The organism is Halorubrum marinum, from assembly GCF_048381195.1.
Lineage (GTDB): Archaea > Halobacteriota > Halobacteria > Halobacteriales > Haloferacaceae > Halorubrum.
Genome location: NZ_JBLWMM010000001.1, coordinates 625,741 through 642,316 on the forward strand (window position 1 = coordinate 625,741; position 16,576 = coordinate 642,316).

General features: G+C 68.0%; 19 protein-coding genes. 6 read left to right on the plus strand and 13 right to left on the minus strand.

Features of this window, described 5'->3' with window-relative positions; translation table 11 throughout:
• Positions 1-65: 65 nt before the first annotated feature.
• The gene (locus ACNSN4_RS03040) at positions 66-338 is read right to left on the minus strand and encodes a MarR family transcriptional regulator (protein ID WP_418284283.1); all 273 of its coding nucleotides are present in this window, start codon (positions 336-338) and stop codon (positions 66-68) included.
• A gap of 220 nt (positions 339-558) precedes the next feature.
• On the opposite strand from ACNSN4_RS03040, the gene ACNSN4_RS03045 reads away from it, so the two are divergent.
• Positions 559-1,281: a class I SAM-dependent methyltransferase gene (locus ACNSN4_RS03045; protein WP_418284284.1), complete on the plus strand. Its 723-nt coding sequence runs from the start codon at positions 559-561 to the stop codon at positions 1,279-1,281.
• 1 nt (position 1,282) lies between these two features.
• Here the strand turns inward: ACNSN4_RS03045 and ACNSN4_RS03050 are convergent, their stop codons facing one another.
• The gene (locus ACNSN4_RS03050) at positions 1,283-1,699 is read right to left on the minus strand and encodes a TRAM domain-containing protein (protein ID WP_418284285.1); all 417 of its coding nucleotides are present in this window, start codon (positions 1,697-1,699) and stop codon (positions 1,283-1,285) included.
• Positions 1,700-1,864: 165 nt separating this feature from the next.
• Between ACNSN4_RS03050 and ACNSN4_RS03055 the strand changes: the two genes are divergently transcribed.
• The gene (locus tag ACNSN4_RS03055) at positions 1,865-2,980 is read left to right on the plus strand and encodes a bactofilin family protein (RefSeq protein ID WP_418284286.1); all 1,116 of its coding nucleotides are present in this window, start codon (positions 1,865-1,867) and stop codon (positions 2,978-2,980) included.
• Between the two features lie 204 nt (positions 2,981-3,184).
• Positions 3,185-4,090 carry a dihydrodipicolinate synthase family protein gene (locus tag ACNSN4_RS03060; protein WP_418284287.1) on the plus strand — a complete coding sequence of 302 codons (906 nt, stop codon included), beginning with the start codon at positions 3,185-3,187 and terminating at the stop codon, positions 4,088-4,090.
• Positions 4,091-4,102: 12 nt separating this feature from the next.
• Here the strand turns inward: ACNSN4_RS03060 and ACNSN4_RS03065 are convergent, their stop codons facing one another.
• The gene (locus ACNSN4_RS03065; protein WP_418284288.1) at positions 4,103-4,894 is read right to left on the minus strand and encodes a YkgJ family cysteine cluster protein; all 792 of its coding nucleotides are present in this window, start codon (positions 4,892-4,894) and stop codon (positions 4,103-4,105) included.
• 133 nt (positions 4,895-5,027) lie between these two features.
• Between ACNSN4_RS03065 and ACNSN4_RS03070 the strand changes: the two genes are divergently transcribed.
• Entirely contained in the window at positions 5,028-5,474 is a 447-nt protein-coding gene (locus ACNSN4_RS03070) for a DUF5788 family protein (protein WP_418284289.1), read from the plus strand.
• Between the two features lie 22 nt (positions 5,475-5,496).
• On the opposite strand, the gene ACNSN4_RS03075 is transcribed toward ACNSN4_RS03070, so the two are convergent.
• Positions 5,497-5,967 carry a Rieske (2Fe-2S) protein gene (locus ACNSN4_RS03075; RefSeq protein ID WP_418284290.1) on the minus strand — a complete coding sequence of 157 codons (471 nt, stop codon included), beginning with the start codon at positions 5,965-5,967 and terminating at the stop codon, positions 5,497-5,499.
• Positions 5,968-6,154: 187 nt separating this feature from the next.
• Between ACNSN4_RS03075 and ACNSN4_RS03080 the strand changes: the two genes are divergently transcribed.
• Positions 6,155-6,550 (plus strand): VOC family protein, encoded by a 396-nt coding sequence (locus ACNSN4_RS03080; protein ID WP_418284291.1) that lies wholly within the window; start codon positions 6,155-6,157, stop codon positions 6,548-6,550.
• Between the two features lie 35 nt (positions 6,551-6,585).
• On the opposite strand, the gene ACNSN4_RS03085 is transcribed toward ACNSN4_RS03080, so the two are convergent.
• From ACNSN4_RS03085 to ACNSN4_RS03100, 4 genes are all read right to left on the minus strand, one after another.
• Entirely contained in the window at positions 6,586-7,554 is a 969-nt protein-coding gene (locus ACNSN4_RS03085) for an aminotransferase class IV (RefSeq protein ID WP_418284292.1), read from the minus strand.
• The gene (locus ACNSN4_RS03090) at positions 7,547-8,239 is read right to left on the minus strand and encodes an anthranilate synthase component II (RefSeq protein ID WP_418284293.1); all 693 of its coding nucleotides are present in this window, start codon (positions 8,237-8,239) and stop codon (positions 7,547-7,549) included. Before ACNSN4_RS03090 ends, ACNSN4_RS03085 begins: the two co-directional genes overlap by 8 nt.
• Positions 8,232-9,908, minus strand: a complete 1,677-nt coding sequence (locus tag ACNSN4_RS03095) for an anthranilate synthase component I family protein (protein ID WP_418284294.1) — start codon at positions 9,906-9,908, stop codon at positions 8,232-8,234. The genes ACNSN4_RS03090 and ACNSN4_RS03095 overlap by 8 nt, the downstream gene beginning before the upstream one ends.
• Positions 9,909-10,002: 94 nt before the next feature.
• The gene (locus ACNSN4_RS03100; protein WP_418284295.1) at positions 10,003-10,707 is read right to left on the minus strand and encodes a helix-hairpin-helix domain-containing protein; all 705 of its coding nucleotides are present in this window, start codon (positions 10,705-10,707) and stop codon (positions 10,003-10,005) included.
• A gap of 120 nt (positions 10,708-10,827) precedes the next feature.
• Between ACNSN4_RS03100 and ACNSN4_RS03105 the strand changes: the two genes are divergently transcribed.
• A complete protein-coding gene (locus tag ACNSN4_RS03105; RefSeq protein ID WP_418284296.1) occupies positions 10,828-11,286 on the plus strand; it encodes a transporter in 459 nt (152 codons plus the stop codon).
• A gap of 50 nt (positions 11,287-11,336) precedes the next feature.
• Here the strand turns inward: ACNSN4_RS03105 and ACNSN4_RS03110 are convergent, their stop codons facing one another.
• The 5 genes from ACNSN4_RS03110 to ACNSN4_RS03130 all read right to left on the minus strand — a co-directional run bounded on the left by ACNSN4_RS03110 (position 11,337) and on the right by ACNSN4_RS03130 (position 16,395).
• Entirely contained in the window at positions 11,337-12,161 is an 825-nt protein-coding gene (locus ACNSN4_RS03110; protein ID WP_418284297.1) for a shikimate dehydrogenase, read from the minus strand.
• Positions 12,162-12,215: 54 nt separating this feature from the next.
• Positions 12,216-13,346, minus strand: a complete 1,131-nt coding sequence (locus tag ACNSN4_RS03115; RefSeq protein WP_418284298.1) for a DUF373 family protein — start codon at positions 13,344-13,346, stop codon at positions 12,216-12,218.
• 83 nt (positions 13,347-13,429) lie between these two features.
• Positions 13,430-14,365 carry a signal peptide peptidase SppA gene (gene sppA / locus ACNSN4_RS03120; protein WP_418284299.1) on the minus strand — a complete coding sequence of 312 codons (936 nt, stop codon included), beginning with the start codon at positions 14,363-14,365 and terminating at the stop codon, positions 13,430-13,432.
• A 101-nt stretch (positions 14,366-14,466) separates the two neighbouring features.
• A complete protein-coding gene (locus tag ACNSN4_RS03125) occupies positions 14,467-15,390 on the minus strand; it encodes a coiled-coil protein (protein ID WP_418284300.1) in 924 nt (307 codons plus the stop codon).
• Positions 15,391-15,699: 309 nt separating this feature from the next.
• Complete coding sequence (locus tag ACNSN4_RS03130; protein WP_418284301.1) at positions 15,700-16,395, minus strand: 2,5-diamino-6-(ribosylamino)-4(3H)-pyrimidinone 5'-phosphate reductase; 696 nt, start codon at positions 16,393-16,395, stop codon at positions 15,700-15,702.
• Positions 16,396-16,576 lie beyond the last annotated feature (181 nt).

Here is a 16,576-nt window from a genome sequence, read left to right on the forward strand (position 1 = left end):
GGGACGGTCCATTGCCGGGGGGCGGACACTGGTGAGTCCGTTGTCCGTCGAATCCGACGGGTCCGTTAAATCGTGAGGTAGTACACCTGCTTGCGCGCGTCCTTGAAGCTGTACCGCGAGTCGACGAGGCCTTCCTCTTCGAGGCGGTTGAGCGCGTAGCGAACGGTGCGGTCGGGCAGCAAGGACTCGTCGGCGAGGCCGCCCTGTGAGAGCGGCGCGTCGCCTTCGAGCACCTTCGCGACGAGCTTCGCGCTCGGAGGCAACTCGCGCAAGCGGTCGCGGTACTCGGTCTCGGATAAGCGGTCTTGGTCGGCGGTCTCCGCGGGACTGGTACTCATATCTCAGTAGAAATCTTCGCTTATTGGTAAAGGTTAGCTACATATAGGGGAATCCGATTGGGATAATATAATGTGTTAATATCACATCTCGGGAGACCGTCAATCCCGATCGATCGGGCACGTTTTGCCGCGGTATCCCCGGGGTCGAATCGGCGTGGGTCCCTCGCCTGCGAGTCGTATCCAGTACGGTTTTGTCGATTCGGTGTGCAGTAGTGGCAACGTGAAGGGACAGGATTGGTATCAGGCCGACGAGGTCGCGGAAGAGTACGATGACGTACGGTTCTCCGGCGGCGGAGAGCTCATCGATCGACGAGAGAAAGAGGCGGTGCTCTCTGCGCTCGGGCCGATCGAAGAGGGTCACCGCGTGCTCGAGGTCGCCTGTGGCACCGGTCGGTTTACGACGATGCTCGCCGATCGGGGCGCTGACATCGTGGGGATCGACATCTCGCGCGAGATGCTCGAACAGGGCCGGGAGAAGGCGGCCGCGGCGGGGTTATCAGATACAGTCGAATTCATCCGCGGCGACGCGTCCCGGCTCCCGTTCCCGGACGACCATTTCGACACCGTGATGGCCATGCGATTTTTCCACCTGATGGACGACCCGGTGCCGTTCGCGAAGGAGCTTCGGCGCGTGAGCTCGGATCAGGTGTTCTTCGACACGTTCAACAGCCGCAGCCTGCGGACGCTGTACACGTGGCTGCTCCCGATGGGGTCCCGGCTCTACTCCGAACGACAGGTCGCCGCCATGCTCGGCGAGGCGGGGCTCACGCTCGCCGGCGAAGAACACGACTTCGTGCTCCCGTACGGGTTCTATCGCGAGCTTCCGGGACCGGTCGCGAAGCCGTTCCGCGCGGTCGACAAACTGATCGGCGGCACGATTCCCGGCGACTACGTGGCGTCGGTCTCCTACTGGGACGCCCGCGTTCCGGGCGAGGACGACTGACTCAGACCGCTTCTTCGACGACACTCCCCACTGCGAAGTTCGATTTGACTTCCGTTACCTCGATTTTGACGCGCTCGCCGACTTCCGTGTCGGGGACGATGATCACGTAGCCCCGCTCGACGCGGGCGATTCCGTCGCCCTGCTTGCCGAGGTCCTCGATCTCCACGTACCGCATCTCCCCGGGCTCGACCGGCGGTTGCGGCCCGTCGTCGGCGCGGGACGCAGAGATGTCGGTCGCGCTGTCGGCGGATCCGTCGTCGGTAGATTCGGACCGAGAGATGAGTGCGACTCGGTACGTCTCGCCCGCCTCCACCGAGCCGGTCTCGATTTCACGGTGCGGCACATCGACGACATATTTGCCGTCTTCCTCGCGCACGTCGGTACTGAACAGACAAAGGAGCTTCTCTGAGATCTCCATAGTAGAGTTCACCCGTACGTGGTCACGAATCAGTATAGTTGTACCGCCGCTGCCGGTCAGTCCGATGTCGGCGCAGTGTCGGTGTTCCCGCCGTCGACGACGGACGACCGACCGCAACACTAGCTACCAAATAAACATATGTCCCTCGACACTGATGTGTTCGCTATGGATCCCCCATCCAACACGGTCCATCGTCGTATCGCCGTCGCCCTCGTCGTCGTTGCGCTCCTCTTTCCGCTTACCGCGGGGATCGCAACAGCCCAGTCGGTTCAGGGAGCGGGCGAGGTACTCGTCGTCGATGAGGGCGAAACAGTCGACGGGGTCGACGGTGTCGCCGGGACGATCATCGTCCGCGGGACCGTCGACGGTGACCTCTCCGGTGCAGCCGGATCGATCCGTGTCACCGAGTCCGGTCGTGTCGGCGGGAACGTCCAAGCCGCTGCCGGAACCATACTCATCGATGGAACGGTCGATGGGAACGTCGAAGCCGGTGCCGGATCGTTCGAACTGACCGAGGCCGGTCGGATCGGCGGCTCGCTCGATGTCGGTGCGGGCTCGATCACCGTCGACGGCACGGTCGGCGGTGACGTTCGGGCGGCTGCCGACTCGGTCGTTCTCGGTCCGAATGCGAACGTCGGCGGCGAGTTCCGGTACGACGCCGAGACGTTTACTGAGAGTCCGGACGCGACGGTCGCTGGTGGCGTCGTCGAAGACACTAGCCTCCGCGGCGGCACGGGAATCGCGCTCGGGTCCGATCTCGTGCCCTCGTGGTTCGGGCCGGCGTACGGTGTCGCCGTCAACCTCGTGCTTGGCGCGGTTCTCCTCCTCGCTTTCCCCCGCTTCTCGCGTGATGTCGCCGACCGCGTCGGCGGCGACTCGCTCCTCAGCGGCGGCGTCGGGCTGGCCGTACTGATCGGGACGCCGATCCTCCTCGTCCTCGTGGCGATCACGCTCGTCGGTATCCCGCTCGCGCTCGTCGGGATCGCGGCGTACATCGTCGCGCTGTGGGTCGGATCCGTGTACGGTCGGTACGCGCTCGGCTCGCTGATTCTCGATCGGATCGGGAGACCGAATCGGTGGGCCGCGCTCCTCGTTGGCGTTCTCGGCGTCGCCGCGATCGGTCTCGTTCCGTGGCTCGGTGGTCTCGTGGACGTCCTCGTGCTCTTGCTCGGACTCGGTGCGCTCGGGCTCGCGCTGCGCGACCGATATCGTGGTGGCGGATCCGGGACCGCATCCGACTCGGAGGCGGTCGGCGGGGACTCCCCCCGTCGTTCGGATTGACTATCGGAACCGGTCTCTCGGTCTGACGCTGCGGGGGCGGCCGGCGTCTATCGCTCCCGTCGCTGTCGTCACTTCCGTCGTTCCCGTCGCTGTCGTCACTCTCGCCGCGCGCTTCCGACGACCACTGTCACGTGGCATCTTGCGGTTGCGGGACACGTCGCCACGGGACGAAGGTCTTTGTCGCACCCCTTCGAACTGGACTGCATGAGCGACTTCGAGTTTCGCCACGCCGCCGTCTCACCGCCGATCGTGACGCCCTTCGACGGGGACGACAAGATCGATACCGACGCTCTCGCGGATCACATCTCGACCCTCGTTGACATCGGCCTCGACGGGATGGTCCCCTGCGGAACCACGGGGGAGTTCGCCAGTCTCACGGAGCCGGAGCACCGGACCGTCGTGGAGACGACTGTCGAGGCGGCGAACGGCCGGGTCCCCGTGATCGCTGGCGCGGCGGCCACGACGGTCTCCGGCGCGCTCGACCGCCTCCGGTCCGCGGCGGCGGCCGGCGCGGACGCCGGGCTCGTCACGCTCCCCTACTACCACACCTCGACGGCTCCGGAGGGACAGCGGGCGTTCCTCGAAGCGGTCGCCGACGAGTCTCCCCTCCCGATATTCCTGTACGACATCCCGGCGACGGTCGGCGAGTCGATCGACCCGGACGTGCTCGCCGAGATCGCCGACCACGAGTCGGTCGTCGGGCTGAAAGACACCAGCGGCGACATCGGCGCGGTCGACGCCGCGGTCGGCCTGACGCCGGACGAGTTCACCGTCTTCCAAGGCGTCGACGCACAGCTCTACCCGAGCGTCCCGCTGGGCGCCGACGGCGGGATACACGCGCTCTCGCAGGCGATCCCCGAGGTGTTCGTCGCGCTCGGCGAGGCGATCCGAACCGGTGACGACGACCGCGCGCTGTCGCTCCATCGGCGGGGGATCACGCCGCTGTTCGCCCGCTGTACCGACCACGGCTTCGCGCCGGTCGCCAAGGTCGCGGCCGCACACCGCGAGTTCATTCCGAGTCCGCGAGTCCGCCCGCCGCTCACGCTCCCGGACGAGGCCGCGCGCGAGGCGATCGCCGCCGACGTCGACGCGGCGCTCGATATCGTGTGAACGATCTCGAATTCAGTCGTCGCCGACCGGGGTCCCGTCCGCGTTCTTCGGGCCTTCGGAGTCGAAGACGACGACGTCTCCGTCGGCGCGCTCCCCGGCCGACGGGTCGTATGTGTCGCGGACGCCGATCGCCTCCTCCAGCTCGCGGACGGCCCGCTGTTTGAGGGCCGCGGCCAGCTCGGCCGCGTCCTCGCGGCTGATGTCGCGGCCGAGACCCTCGCACTCGTGGGCACGGACGACCCCCTCGGCGTCGACCGCCTCGCCCATCGGCTGGCTCGTCCCGTCGAGCGCGACGCTGAACGGGTAGGTCCGACAGATCAGCGGCCGCGAGTCGTGAACGGCACACGCTCCCTGCCCGTCGGACTCCTGATAAAAGGTACAGTCGCCGCAGTCGTCGGTCGCGAGCGCCCACTCGAACGTCTCGCCCGCGGGCTCGCCGTCGGGGGCCTCGCTGAGGCCGAACGGCATCGGACGAGCGACGTCGCGCCAGTCGTACGACTCGCCGAACGACTCCTCGGCGGCGTCGGCGACCCGCCGAACCTCGTCCGGAAAGACGGTGGCCGTGTGGGGCTCGCGCTCGTCGTGGCAGCCGGAGTCCCCGTTATTCGGATCTGCCGTGTCGCCGTCGTCGTCTCTCTCTCCGCTTCCCGCTCCCGCGGGGGCGCCGCCCGGTTCGTCCGGGGCGTAGCCCGTACAGCAGCCGCCACAGCGCGTGCACTCGAAGCCGATCGATTCGATGGCGTCGGCCAGCTCGTCGACGCTGAGGTCGCGGGCGCGATCGAGTTCGGCTTCCAGCGATTCCATGCGCCTCGTTGCGGCGCGAGCGGGTTAACGCCGTCTCTTCGAGAGACCGTCCCCACTCTCTCTGCCCCGCGCTGTGCCCCGACCCTCCCCCGGCCCGAAGGAGCGAAGTGCGACCGGGACGTACCCGTGAAACGTGAAGGAGTACGAGCGAAAGGGGCTCCTCGAACGGGTCAACCGCGAGGCCGCGACGGTGGGTGCCGACATCCCCGAGGAGATCGAGGTGCAGGGAGAGTCGATCGACCTCCAGTCGTTCGTCTTCGAGATCAAGCGGCGGGACTCGATTCCGCCCGGCGAGCGCGACCGCGTCGAGCAGGCCAAACGGAACCTCCGTCGCGAGCGCTTGGAGCGGCTCGAACCCATCGAGGAGAACGAGGTGAGCTACGAGGAGGGCGACCGACTCGCGGCGTCGATCATCGGGATCGACCGCGCGCTCGACGCGCTGGAGGGACTGAACGCCCCCGACCCGGAGACCGAGGCGAAACGACAGGAGGCAGCGGACCAGAAGCGGTGGATGAGCTTCTTGAGAAAGGCGCTCGGTCGGGACGACGCGGGGGGCGGCGGGTCGCGGACGCGGTTCTAGCTCTCGTGACTCCCCTGACCGCTCAGCTTCCGGTAAAATCGATCCGCGAGCCGCTCGAATCGCCCTCGCGCCGCGAGGGTCCCACCCGGACGAACTCGTAGGCGTCGTCGGTGAGGTACACCGCGTCGCCGTCGACGGCCACCCCGACGCCCTCTAAGATCGACCCCTCGCAGGGGCCGAAGTTGCAGTAGCCGGAGTCGGCCTCGAACGTCGCGCCGTGTTTCTGACAGAACACCTCGCCGTTGCGGACGAACGCCCCGTCGTCCTTGTCGAGCCGGACGTCCGTCCAGTGCTGACAGTAGTTGCGAAACGCCCGGACCTCGCCCGCCGCCCGCGTGAGGATCGCCTCCGCCTCCGGCGTGCCGTCCTCGGCCTCGCCCACGTCGCCCTCGCCGTCGTCGACGCGCTCGGCGTCGACGGGTCGTATCGTCACGAGCAGCGTGCCGTCCTCGGGGACCTCCTCGACGGCGACGATTCGGCGGTCCTCGTTCATACGCGTTCGTGGCCTGCCGGGCGTTTGAACGTTCCGCGTTCGGTCGACGCGAGCGCTCCCGGGCGCGTCACGGGCCGCACGCCGTCGTCGACACCCCACGGCCGACGGGTCGCCGTCGGTGAGTTATCAGGTACCGTCGCAATCCGCCAAACTCGTTGTTAAGTACTGTCCGATAGATCGTGTCGGTATGCCGATTACGGGACTCGATCACGTCGTCGTCACCGTCTCGGACGTCGAGGCCGCGGTCGATTTTTATACTCGTCTTCCGGGAATCGAACACGTCACCTACGGCGGGGGCGGCGACGGTCCGGTTCGCCACGCGCTCCGATTCGGTGACCAGAAGATCAACCTCCACGAGGCGGGCGACGAGATCGAGCCGCGCGCGTCCGCCGCCGAACCGGGCGACAGCGACCTCTGCCTGCTCACCGACGCCGACCCCGCGGCCCTCGTCGCGGAGGTCGAGGCCGCCGAGCTTCGGATCGAACTCGGCCCCGTCGAGCGCACCGGCGCGCGCGGCACGCTCGCCTCGGTTTATATACGCGATCCGGACGGGAGCCTGATCGAGATCGCGACGTACGCCTGATCGGAATCGCGACGTATCCCGAGCGAGATCGCGCTCTACAGCCGCTCGCCGTCGTAGTACGCTTCCTCGATTCGGCGGTCGAACAGCTCGGAAAGGAGCGTCGTGAGCGCCCCCGCGACCCCCTCGCCGTCGCCGTCGACCGCGGCGTCGTCCCGACCGATCTCGATCCCGTCGACTCGCGAAACCGGCCGAATCTCCCACGTCGAGTTCGTGAGGAAGACCTCGTCGGCCTCGCGCACCGCGTCGGGCGGGTACGTCCCTTCCTCGACGGGGATCCCTTCCGCCTCCGCGAGTTCGATCACCGTCTCGCGGGTGATTCCGGGGAGGATCGGCCCGTCGAGCGACGGGGTCTTCAGCGCGGTGCCGTCGACGAAAAAGAGGTTCGAGGTGGCGCCCTCGGCGACGTTACCGTCGGGGTCGAGCATCAGCGCTTCGTCCGCGCCGGTCACGCGCAGTTCCAGCCGCGCGAGGATCCCGTTGAGGTAGTTGTGCGTCTTGGCGTCGGCCGGGAGCGCTCGCGAGGAGGGCTTTCGCGTCTTCGTCGTCTGGATCGCGGCCGGGCCGCCGTGGACCGGCTCGGAGCCGACGCCGCCGCGGGGGAGGGGCTTCGCGATCACGACGACGGTCGGGTCGACCTCGGGCTGTGGATCGAGCGTGCCGGGCTGTACCCCGCGGGTGATCGAGCACTTCACGTAGGCGTCCGCGAACTCGTTGGCGGCGAGCGTCTCGTCGATCCGCCGCTTCAGGTCGGCGTCCGACAGGCCGTGATCGAGCCCGAGCGTCTCGCACGTGTTCGCCAGCCGCTCGGCGTGATCGGCCCACCGGAAGGGGTCGCCGCCGTACGCTCGCACCGTCTCGAAGGCCGCGTCCCCGTACGCGAACCCGCGGTCCTCGACGGAGACGACCGCCTCGTCTGCGGGAACGAGCTCACCGTCGACGTGGTAGACCGGGTTCGCGCCGTCGCCGTCGGCGGTCCGATCGCCGGAGTCGGACGCGTCACTCATGGCGCTCACACAGCTCCACGAAGTTCCGTACCATCGCCTTCCCGCGCGGAGTGAGGATACTCTCGGGGTGGAACTGCACGCCGACGTGGGGCTTTTCGCGGTGACGAACGCCCATCACGACCTCGCTCTCGTCCTCGGTCTGGGCCGTCTCGACTAACTCGTCCGGGAGGTCGTTCCGCTCGACGCACAGCGAGTGATAGCGCCCGGCGCGGAGCCGGTCGGGGAGCCCCGAAAAGACGCCCGCGCCGTCGTGGGTGATCGTCGACGGCTTCCCGTGGACCACGTCCGGAGCGTGACCCACTCGGCCTCCGCGGTTCGCACACAGCGCTTGATGGCCGAGACAGACGCCGAAGACGGGGCGATTCAGGTCGAAGACGGCCGTCGAAATCCCGGCCTCGGCGGGGGTACCCGGGCCGGGAGAGACGATGACACCATCGGGGTCGAGCGCCCGAATCTCGGCCAGATCGACCGCGTCGTTCCGCCGGACCGTCACCGCGTCCGCGACCTCGCCGACGTACTGGACCAGGTTGTACGTGAACGAGTCGTAGTTGTCGACGACGAGGATCCGAGCGTCAGAGTCACCGGCACCAGGGCGCCAGCTCGCGTCGGCCGCGTCGTCTGCGTCGTCTGCGTCGTCCGCGTCGGCCGCCTCGTTCGCGCTGGCCGCCGCGGCTCGTTCAGTCATCCGCCACCCCCGTCTCCTCGACGGCCATCTCGCCGGCGGCGAGCGCCTCGTCGACCGCGCTCACGAGCGCGCGCGCCTTCGCGAGCGTCTCCTCGTACTCCGCGTCGGGCTCGGAGTCGTGGACGATTCCGGCGCCGACCCGGAGGTGGTACTCCGCCGCCTGCCTGACGAGCGTTCGGATGACGATGTTGAGCGTCGCGCGGCCGTCGAACCCCGCCGCGAGCATCGAGCCGGTGTACGGTCCTCGCCGGGTCGCTTCCAGCTCGTCGATGATCTCCATCGTCCGCGGCTTCGGCGCGCCGGTGATCGTCCCGCCGGGGAAACAGGCCGCGACGGCGTCCGCGAGTCCGACGTCCGGGCGCGCCTCGCCCTCGACGCAGCTCACGAGGTGCATCACCTCGCTGTACCGGTCGACGCGGCGGTACTCCGTCACGTCGACCGTCCCGAACCGCGAGACCTTCCCGAGGTCGTTGCGTTCGAGGTCGACCAACATCGCGTGTTCGGCGCGCTCCTTCTCGTCGTCGGTCAGCTCGGCCTCCAGCGCGGCGTCCTCTTTCGGGGTCCCTCCGCGCGGGCGCGTCCCCGCGATCGGCTCGGTGAAGAGTCGCGCGCCGCGGTCGGGGTCGGTGCCGGAGTTGGACTCCTCACCGTCGCCGGTCGCGGTCCCGGGCGGCACTCGTTCGAGGAGCAGCTCCGGGCTCGCGCTCACGAGGTCGGCCCCGGCTCCACCGCGCGCGAACTCGATCAGCCCCGAGTACGGCGCCGGGTTCACGGCTCGGAGGGCGTCGTACACCGCGACCGGGTGGACCGCCGCCGGCGCGCGAAGCCGCTGTGAGACGTTCGCCTGGAACGTGTCGCCGTCGCGGACGTACGCCTTGACGCGCCGCACGGCCTCGGCGTACCCCTCTCTCCCGACATCGCTCTCGAAGGTGGCCGCCGACGCGGTCGGGTCGGGCGCCGGACCGACTCCCGGATCGCCCGTCTCGATCCGGTCGACGAGGTCCTCGGCTCGGGCGACTCCCTCGTCGAACAGACCGTCGAGAGCGTCGCGGTCGGCGGTCGGGTCGTCAAGCCCCGCTGGCACCCGCGGGCAAGCGGTCACGCGGAGGGTCACCGGCTCGTCGCCCTCGATCGGGCACTCCCACGCCGCGACGCGGTCGAAGACGCCGATCTGAAGTCGGGGGAGGCCGCGGTCGTCGACCGCGCCGGGCCCCTCGGGCGGCGCCGGGGGGAACGACTCCAACTCGCGGGCGACGTCGTAGGAGAGCCACCCGAACGCCCCGCAGGGGTAGGGGACGTCGCAGTCGCCGCGCGCGAGGGACTCGCCGTCGATCACGCCTTCCAGCGCCGAAAGCGTCGGGCTCGGGCGCCGGTAGTCGCCCGTCGGCGTTTCCGATCGCGGGTCGTCTCCGCTCGTGTCGCCTTCGGCGACGATCGCTTCATCGGACGCCGTAACTCGCTCGACCGGGTCGACGCCGAAGTACCCCCAACCAGGTTGGCCGCCGGTCGTTTCATAAAAGAAGCCGCCCGGGCCGTCGCGGGCTCGCCTGTAGGCGGCGAACGGGTCGTCGACGGCGACCCGGAACTCGACCGGGACGCGGGCGTCGGCGGGTGCCGCGGCGGCGGCCTCGCGGAACCGATCCCGGTCCGTGTGTACCGATCGCTGCATGAGTCAGGGTTCGGCGGGGGCGACGAAACAGTTGCGGTCGGACGGACGCGTCAGAAACGCGAGATTGACGCGCCAGAGACCCGAGAGTAACGTGTTAGAACTCGTTCGCGCGATCGATCCACGTCGCGGCGCGGCTCTCGCCGACGCTCGTCCCCTCCGCGACCGTCGCCGCGTCGGCCGCGGCGAGATCCTCGACGCTGTGGATGTCGATCTCCGCGAGCCGCTCGGCGTACGCGGGCCCGATACCCTTTATCTGATCGACGGGAGTGCCCTCGGCTTCGCCGTCGTCGCCCTCGGTTTCGCTGTCGTCGCGCTCGATATCGGTTGCACCCTCGGTATCGGTCGCGCCCTCGTCGGCTTTGTGGGCTTCCGTCTCGTCGTCAGCGTCATTGTCCACCTCGTCTTCGGCCGCTACGGTCGTCTCCGAACCAACAGTTTCCTCGTCCGCGTCGTCGTTGACCTCTTCGACCGCGCCGTCGTCGATATTGTCGCCTGCGAGGTCCTCGTCTTCGTCCTCGGTCTCCTCTTTCTCGGCGTCTTCAACCAATTCCTCCGCAGTCTCCGGTTCGACGGCCTCTGCGGTGCTCGTGTCCGTCTCGTCGATACTGACGTCCGCCTCGGCGGCACCAGCGTCCGCCTCGGCGGCACCAGCGTCCGTCTCGGCGGCACCGGTGCTCACCTCCTCGGAATCGGTGTTTGACTTGTGTTCCACGGTCACCGTTGTTTCCCCGGGATCGGACTCGGACTCGCTGCCGCTACCGAACCCGAGCGCCTCTTTGATCTTCTGCAACAGAGCCATTAACGACCGGTAAACGTGCGAGATATTTAAAAACAGTCGTCATATCGCTGGCACAATCGATTATGGTCCCGGCAACGCCGTCCCGTCGGCTTATAAGGTGCGTCGCGCCATCCGATCTGTATGGATGTCATTAACCCGATCGTGTGGTCGCTCCACGTCGGCTTCGCGATCCTCTGGACCGGTAGCGTGCTGTTCGTATCGCTCGCCGTGCTTCCCGCCGCGCTCCGCGGCGACATCGGCAGCGACCCCTTAGAAACGATAATCGGGCGGCTCCGGTGGATCACCCGCATCGCCGCGCTCGCCTTCGTCGTCTCCGGCGGACACATGGCGGGGACGCTATACACGTTCGAATCGCTTATCGGCACCGCCCGCGGTCACCTCGTCTTGACGATGCTCGCACTCTGGTTCGTGATCATGGGCCTCGTCGAAGTCGCCGGCGGAAAGCTCACCGCCGGGCTCGACACCGGAACGCTGCGCGAGCCCGCTCACGACGCGAAACCGTTCTTCTACGGTGCTGCGGGACTCTCCGTCGTTCTGATTCTCACCGCCGGGCTGCTTGCGAGCCCGACGCTGTTGTAGCTCGGCCATCGCATTCGCCGACGGATCCTCCGGTTTCGACTCGCGCTATCTCATTCCAGTTCCGCCCGTAGCGCCGCGTTCATCGCCTCGACCGGTGCCTTCCGCCCGGTCCATATCTCGAACGCTTCGACCCCCTGAAACAGCAGCATCCACGCCCCGTCAATCGCCGTCGCGCCCGCGTCGGCCGCCTCCCGTAGGAGCCGCGTCTCGATCGGGGTGTAGACCGCGTCGAGCACGGCGAGGTCACCGTGCAGGCGCTCCGCAGGCACCGGCGTCGCGTCCGGGTCCTCCATCCCGACGCTGGTCGCGTTCACGAGCACGTCTGCCTCGCCGATCCGCTCGCCCAGGTCGTCGAGACCGCCGCCGGTCGCCCCCGGTACGTCCGCCGCGAGCGAGACGGCACGCTCGGCGGTCCGGTTCGCCACGTGAACAGCCGCGCCTGCGTCGGCTAGCGCGAAGGCGGCCGCCCGTCCCGCCCCGCCGGCGCCGACCACGACCGCCTCGGCACCACCGAGCGCGACGTCGTGATGAGAGAAGGCGCGTTTCACGCCGGCCGCGTCGGTGTTGTACCCGCGCGGGCGGTCGGCCTCGCCCGCACGAACCGGAGCGAAATCGACCGTGTTGACCGCGCCGATCCGCTCGGCGACGGGATCCGCGTCGACCGCGTCGAGGACAGCTTGCTTGAAGGGGATAGTGACGTTGAGCCCGGCCACGCCCAACGCGGTAGCCCCGTCGATCGCCGCAGCGGGGGCGTCAGTGTCCGGCTCGAACGTCACGTAGCGCGCGTCGATGCCGAGCGTCTCGTAGGCCGCTTCGTGCATCGGCGGCGACAGCGAGTGGCCGACCGGGTTCCCGATCAGTCCGTACACGTCCATGCGACTCGACGCGGCCGCGACCGACAAAAGGGGAGCGGTCGCGACAGAGCGGAATCAGTTTCGTTCCGTCTCGCGGTCCGCGTCGATGACCTCCTCTAACGTCTCCGTCCCCACGTCACTGGCGAGCTTGACGCCGATGAGCGAGACGACGATACCGCCGACGATGAACGCCGCGAGCCGCTCGCCGGGGCTCACGACGAGCCCCATCACCTCGAACGGGTCGAGGACCGCCTCCTGCGCGAGGAAGTACCCGGCGAACCCGCGGACGACGAGCGCGACGGCGACGATGACGAACGGAAGGTTGAGATACTGCGTTCGGATCCCCTCGTCGCGGATCAGTTCGTCGAGCAGCCGGCCGACGGCGGCGGTGACACCGGCGACCGCGAACCACGGAACCGCTGCGTAGGTGAACTCCATCGCCTCAACCAGTCGCGGCGCGTTGGCGCCGAGCTCGGAGGCCGACAGCACGCCGAAGAACCCGCCGACGAGAGCGAGACCGCCAGCGACCACGTACGTCACGATCGAGACCTGTCCGGCGTACAGCGCCTCGCGGACTCGCTCCGGCATCCCCGCGACGAACCGGTCGATCGCGAGCCCTTTATACAGGAGTGCGGCCCCGAGCAGCCCGGCGACGCCCGCGACCGCGGTGCCGGCGGAGAACCAGTAGAACAGCGCCGGGAGGAGCAGGAGCGCGACGCCGAAGGGGACGAGGATCGTCGAGCGGAGCTGCTCGTCGGCGAGGAACTGCTTGAGCAGGTAGTACGTCGACTCGATGTCGCGGGCTTGACGGACGACGACGCGGTCGACGGAGTCGACCGGTATCCGCGATTCCACGATGGGGAGGACCTGTTCGTCCTCCGCGGAGTCGACGACGACGATCGCGGCGCGGGGGTCGTACCGGTCCACGAGGTCGTCGAGCTGCGCCGCGATCGACCGGTCGGCGCCGACGGCGGTGTCGCTCTCGGCGGAGACGACCGCGACGACCGACTCCTCGCGCTCGTCGCGCAGGTCGCGAGCGACCCGCAGCGATTCGAGCAGACAGTTGACGCTGGCGTCTTCCGGGTCGCTGAGCCCGACGTCGGTGACGAGCGACCGGACCGCTTCCCAGCCGGCGACCGGCATCGGGACGTTCGTGGCTCGTCCGATCGCGCCCGAGCGATCGATACAGATGACCAGCGTCGTCACATCTCGACTCACTAGCCGCCCGAATAAAAAGCTCCCCGTCGGATCGCGGTCGTTCGATCGGCTCCGTCCGCGGTTCGAGTTGCCTACCGCAGCTCGACGTCCAGATCGCCGCCGTCGTCCGCGAAGGCGCTCGCGACGCCGCTCCCGGCGGCGAACGCGGTCCGCTCTGCACCGAGTCCGAGCCGCTCGATGAGCCCTCGTTTGGGCGTGAACTCGCGGACCTCGGGCTCGGCGCCGATCAGCGATTCCAGTCGCTCCTCGACGGCGTCTTCGGTCCCGAGCTCGTCGACCAGCCCGATTTCGAGGGCGTCCGTGCCGAGGTACACGCGCGCCTCCGTCTCGCGGACCGCATCGGGATCCATGTCGCGCCCCTCGCTGACGGTCTCGACGAACTGCTCGTAGTAGCCGTCGATGATCCCTTGGAGGTACTCGCGCTCGTCGTCTTCGATCTCGCGGAGCGGAACGCCAGCGTCCTTGTACTCGCCGGCGGTGAACTGCTCGTAGGAGATGCCCAACTTATCGGCGAGCCCGGCCGCGTTCGGCCGGGAGCCGACGACCCCGATGGAGCCGACGAGGCTCGCGTCGCGCGCCCACAGCTCGTCGCAGCCGCTCGCGATCCAGTAGCCGCCGGACGCACAGAGATCGGTCGCGTACGCGACTGTGGGGCCGTCGAAGTCGGTCGCGGCGCGTCGGATGTCGTCGCTCGGAAGTACCTCACCGCCGGGCGTGTTGAGTTCGAGGAGCAGCGCATCGACGTCGTCGTCCTCGTCGGCCGCCTCGATCTGCTCGACGATGTCGTCGGCAGTGGGGCCGCCCGGTCTGGAGAGCGGGGAGGGTCGACTCCCGTTGCGGGTGATCGGTCCGGAGACCGTTACCTTCGCGACGTTGTACGCCTCGTCGTCGCCGAACCGGCCACGGGTGAGGCGAGCGACGAGCCGCTTGCCCGCGACCATCGCGGTTGCCCCCGCCGCGGCGGCGACGAGAAGCGCTCTTCCGTTCGGACGCGCGTCGTGTTCCATACGACCGATTAGGGACGTGGCGGTTTATATGCTATCGACCGCGGTGTCACTCTCTCGTCGTGGAAAAACCGCCGCAAAACCGAGGGAGTCGAGAACCGCGCTTACAGCAGGCCGGTCTTCTGCAGCTTCATCAGGTCCTCGGTGTCGAGCGTCTCGCCCTCCTTGAACTTCTGGTAGATCTCCTCGGCCTCTTCCTTCTCCTCTTCGCGCTTCTCGGCGCGCTCGTCCTTGCGCTCGCGCTCCTCTTCCTTGTCGAGCTCGCGGAGGCGCTTCTGGACGCGCACGAAGTCCTCGTGGTGCTGGTCGGCGGCCTCCTGGGCCTCGACGAACAGCTCGTGCATCTCGTCGGCCTCGTCGCGGATGTCGTCGGCCTCGCGGTAGGCCTCGATCATCTGGTTGTGGTGTTCCTGGGCCTTGTCGGCGAGTTCCGTCACCTTCTGGTGGTGCTGGGAGGCCTCGGAGCGAACTTCTTCGGCCTCTTCGACGAGATCGTCGAGCTCGCTCGTGTCGTCGACCTTCTCCTTCTTGTCGGCGAGTTTCTCGCGTTTGTCGTCGATCTTCTCGATGAGCTCGCGCTCGTCCTCGGCATCGAGGACCTCCGTCTGCTGGCGGAACTCCAGGTCTTCGATCTCCTCTTTGAGCTCTTCGATGGACTTGCCGGAGCCGAGCTCCATGTCCTGTTTGAGATCCTCGACCTCGTCGAACAGCTCGTTGGCCTCGGCGTTGAGCTCGTTACGGCTCTCTTTGTGCTCTTGGACCTGCTCGTTGAGCTCGTCGCGGTTCTCGCGGTGCTCCTGGGCCTCGTCGACCTTCTCGCGCGTCTTCGCGTTGAGGTCGTCGCGCTTCGACGCGCGCTCGGAGGCCATCTGGTTCAGCTCGTTCCGCCGGTCTCGCAGCTGCCCGGCTCGCTTGATGAGCTGTCCTTTCGACCCGTTGTCAAGGTCGTCCTCAGAAAGGTCCACGTTGTCCGCCTCGTCCATTGCCTCGATATCGTACTGTTCGATGACTTCGTCTTTCGTTACCATTTTTTATCTCTCCATCACCGCTCCGGATGTGGCAAGCGCTCGCCGTCGTGTGTGGGGCCGTTTACAAGATCTCCCGTTCATTTCAGCGTGCGATTCCACCAGTGCCGGAGGCGTTCTGGTACCTGATTCTACCACAGGCCGACATATAAATACTTCGGTGATTCGGGTGTAACCCGGTAGCACGGGCCGTATACCCGGCGATCCGTGTCGAACAGTCACACACTCTGTGTCACTTATGAATAAGCCCTGAAACGTCCCCCGCTCCGTCGCCGCCTGCGTCGTCGTCGCCGCGTCTGTGCCCGTCTCACCCTACTCGTCGCCCTCGCTCTCTCGGTCCGCCCCCTCGACGACATCGTACGACAGCACGATCCCGTCGTCGAGCCGCTCGGTTCCGGCGAGCTCGAGCCGCGGAAACGCGTCGACGAACCCCTCACCGTCGGCGAGGGTCGGCGCGTCGCGGCCGCCGATCACCATCGAGCCCACGTACAGGTGCAGTTCATCCACGAGCCCCGCCGCGAAACACGAGTAGATGATCTCTCCACCCCCCTCGACCATCAGCCGGTCGATACCGCTGTCGGCGAGTTCCGAAACTCCGGCCGTCAGGTCGACGCGCTGGTCACCGGCGACGATCACTTCCGCACCGGCCGCGCGCAGCTTCTCGCGGCGGCCGGGGGAAGCCGCCTCGGAGACGAGCAGGTACGTCGTCGCCGCGTCGTCGAGGATCCGAGCGTCGGTCGGCGTTCGTCCCGTCGAGTCGACCACGACCCGCGCGGGATGGCCGGGCCTCCCGCTTCGAAGCCGCTGCACGCGCCGGTCCTCCTCATCGAGCGTGAGGTGCGGGTCGTCCGCGAGCACGGTGCCCACGCCCACCAACACCGCGTCGGCGGCGGCCCTGACGCGGTCGACGCGGTCGAAGTCCTCCGAGCCGGAGATTCGGAGCTGTTCGCGGTGGCGGGTCGCGAGCTTCCCGTCGACGCTCTGGGCGGCGTTGACGACGACGTGCATGCGTGTGCGTTGTGCGGGCGCTGGATGGGCGTTTCGGTCGTCCGGTCGGCGTTGCTATCGGCCGCATCGCACCGTCGGTCACACTACGCTGCCGACTGCACCGCGCCGTCGCTGCCGACTGCACCGCGCCGTCGCTGCCGACTGCACCGCGCCGTCGACAGCGTTTTTCCGACGCTGGTCG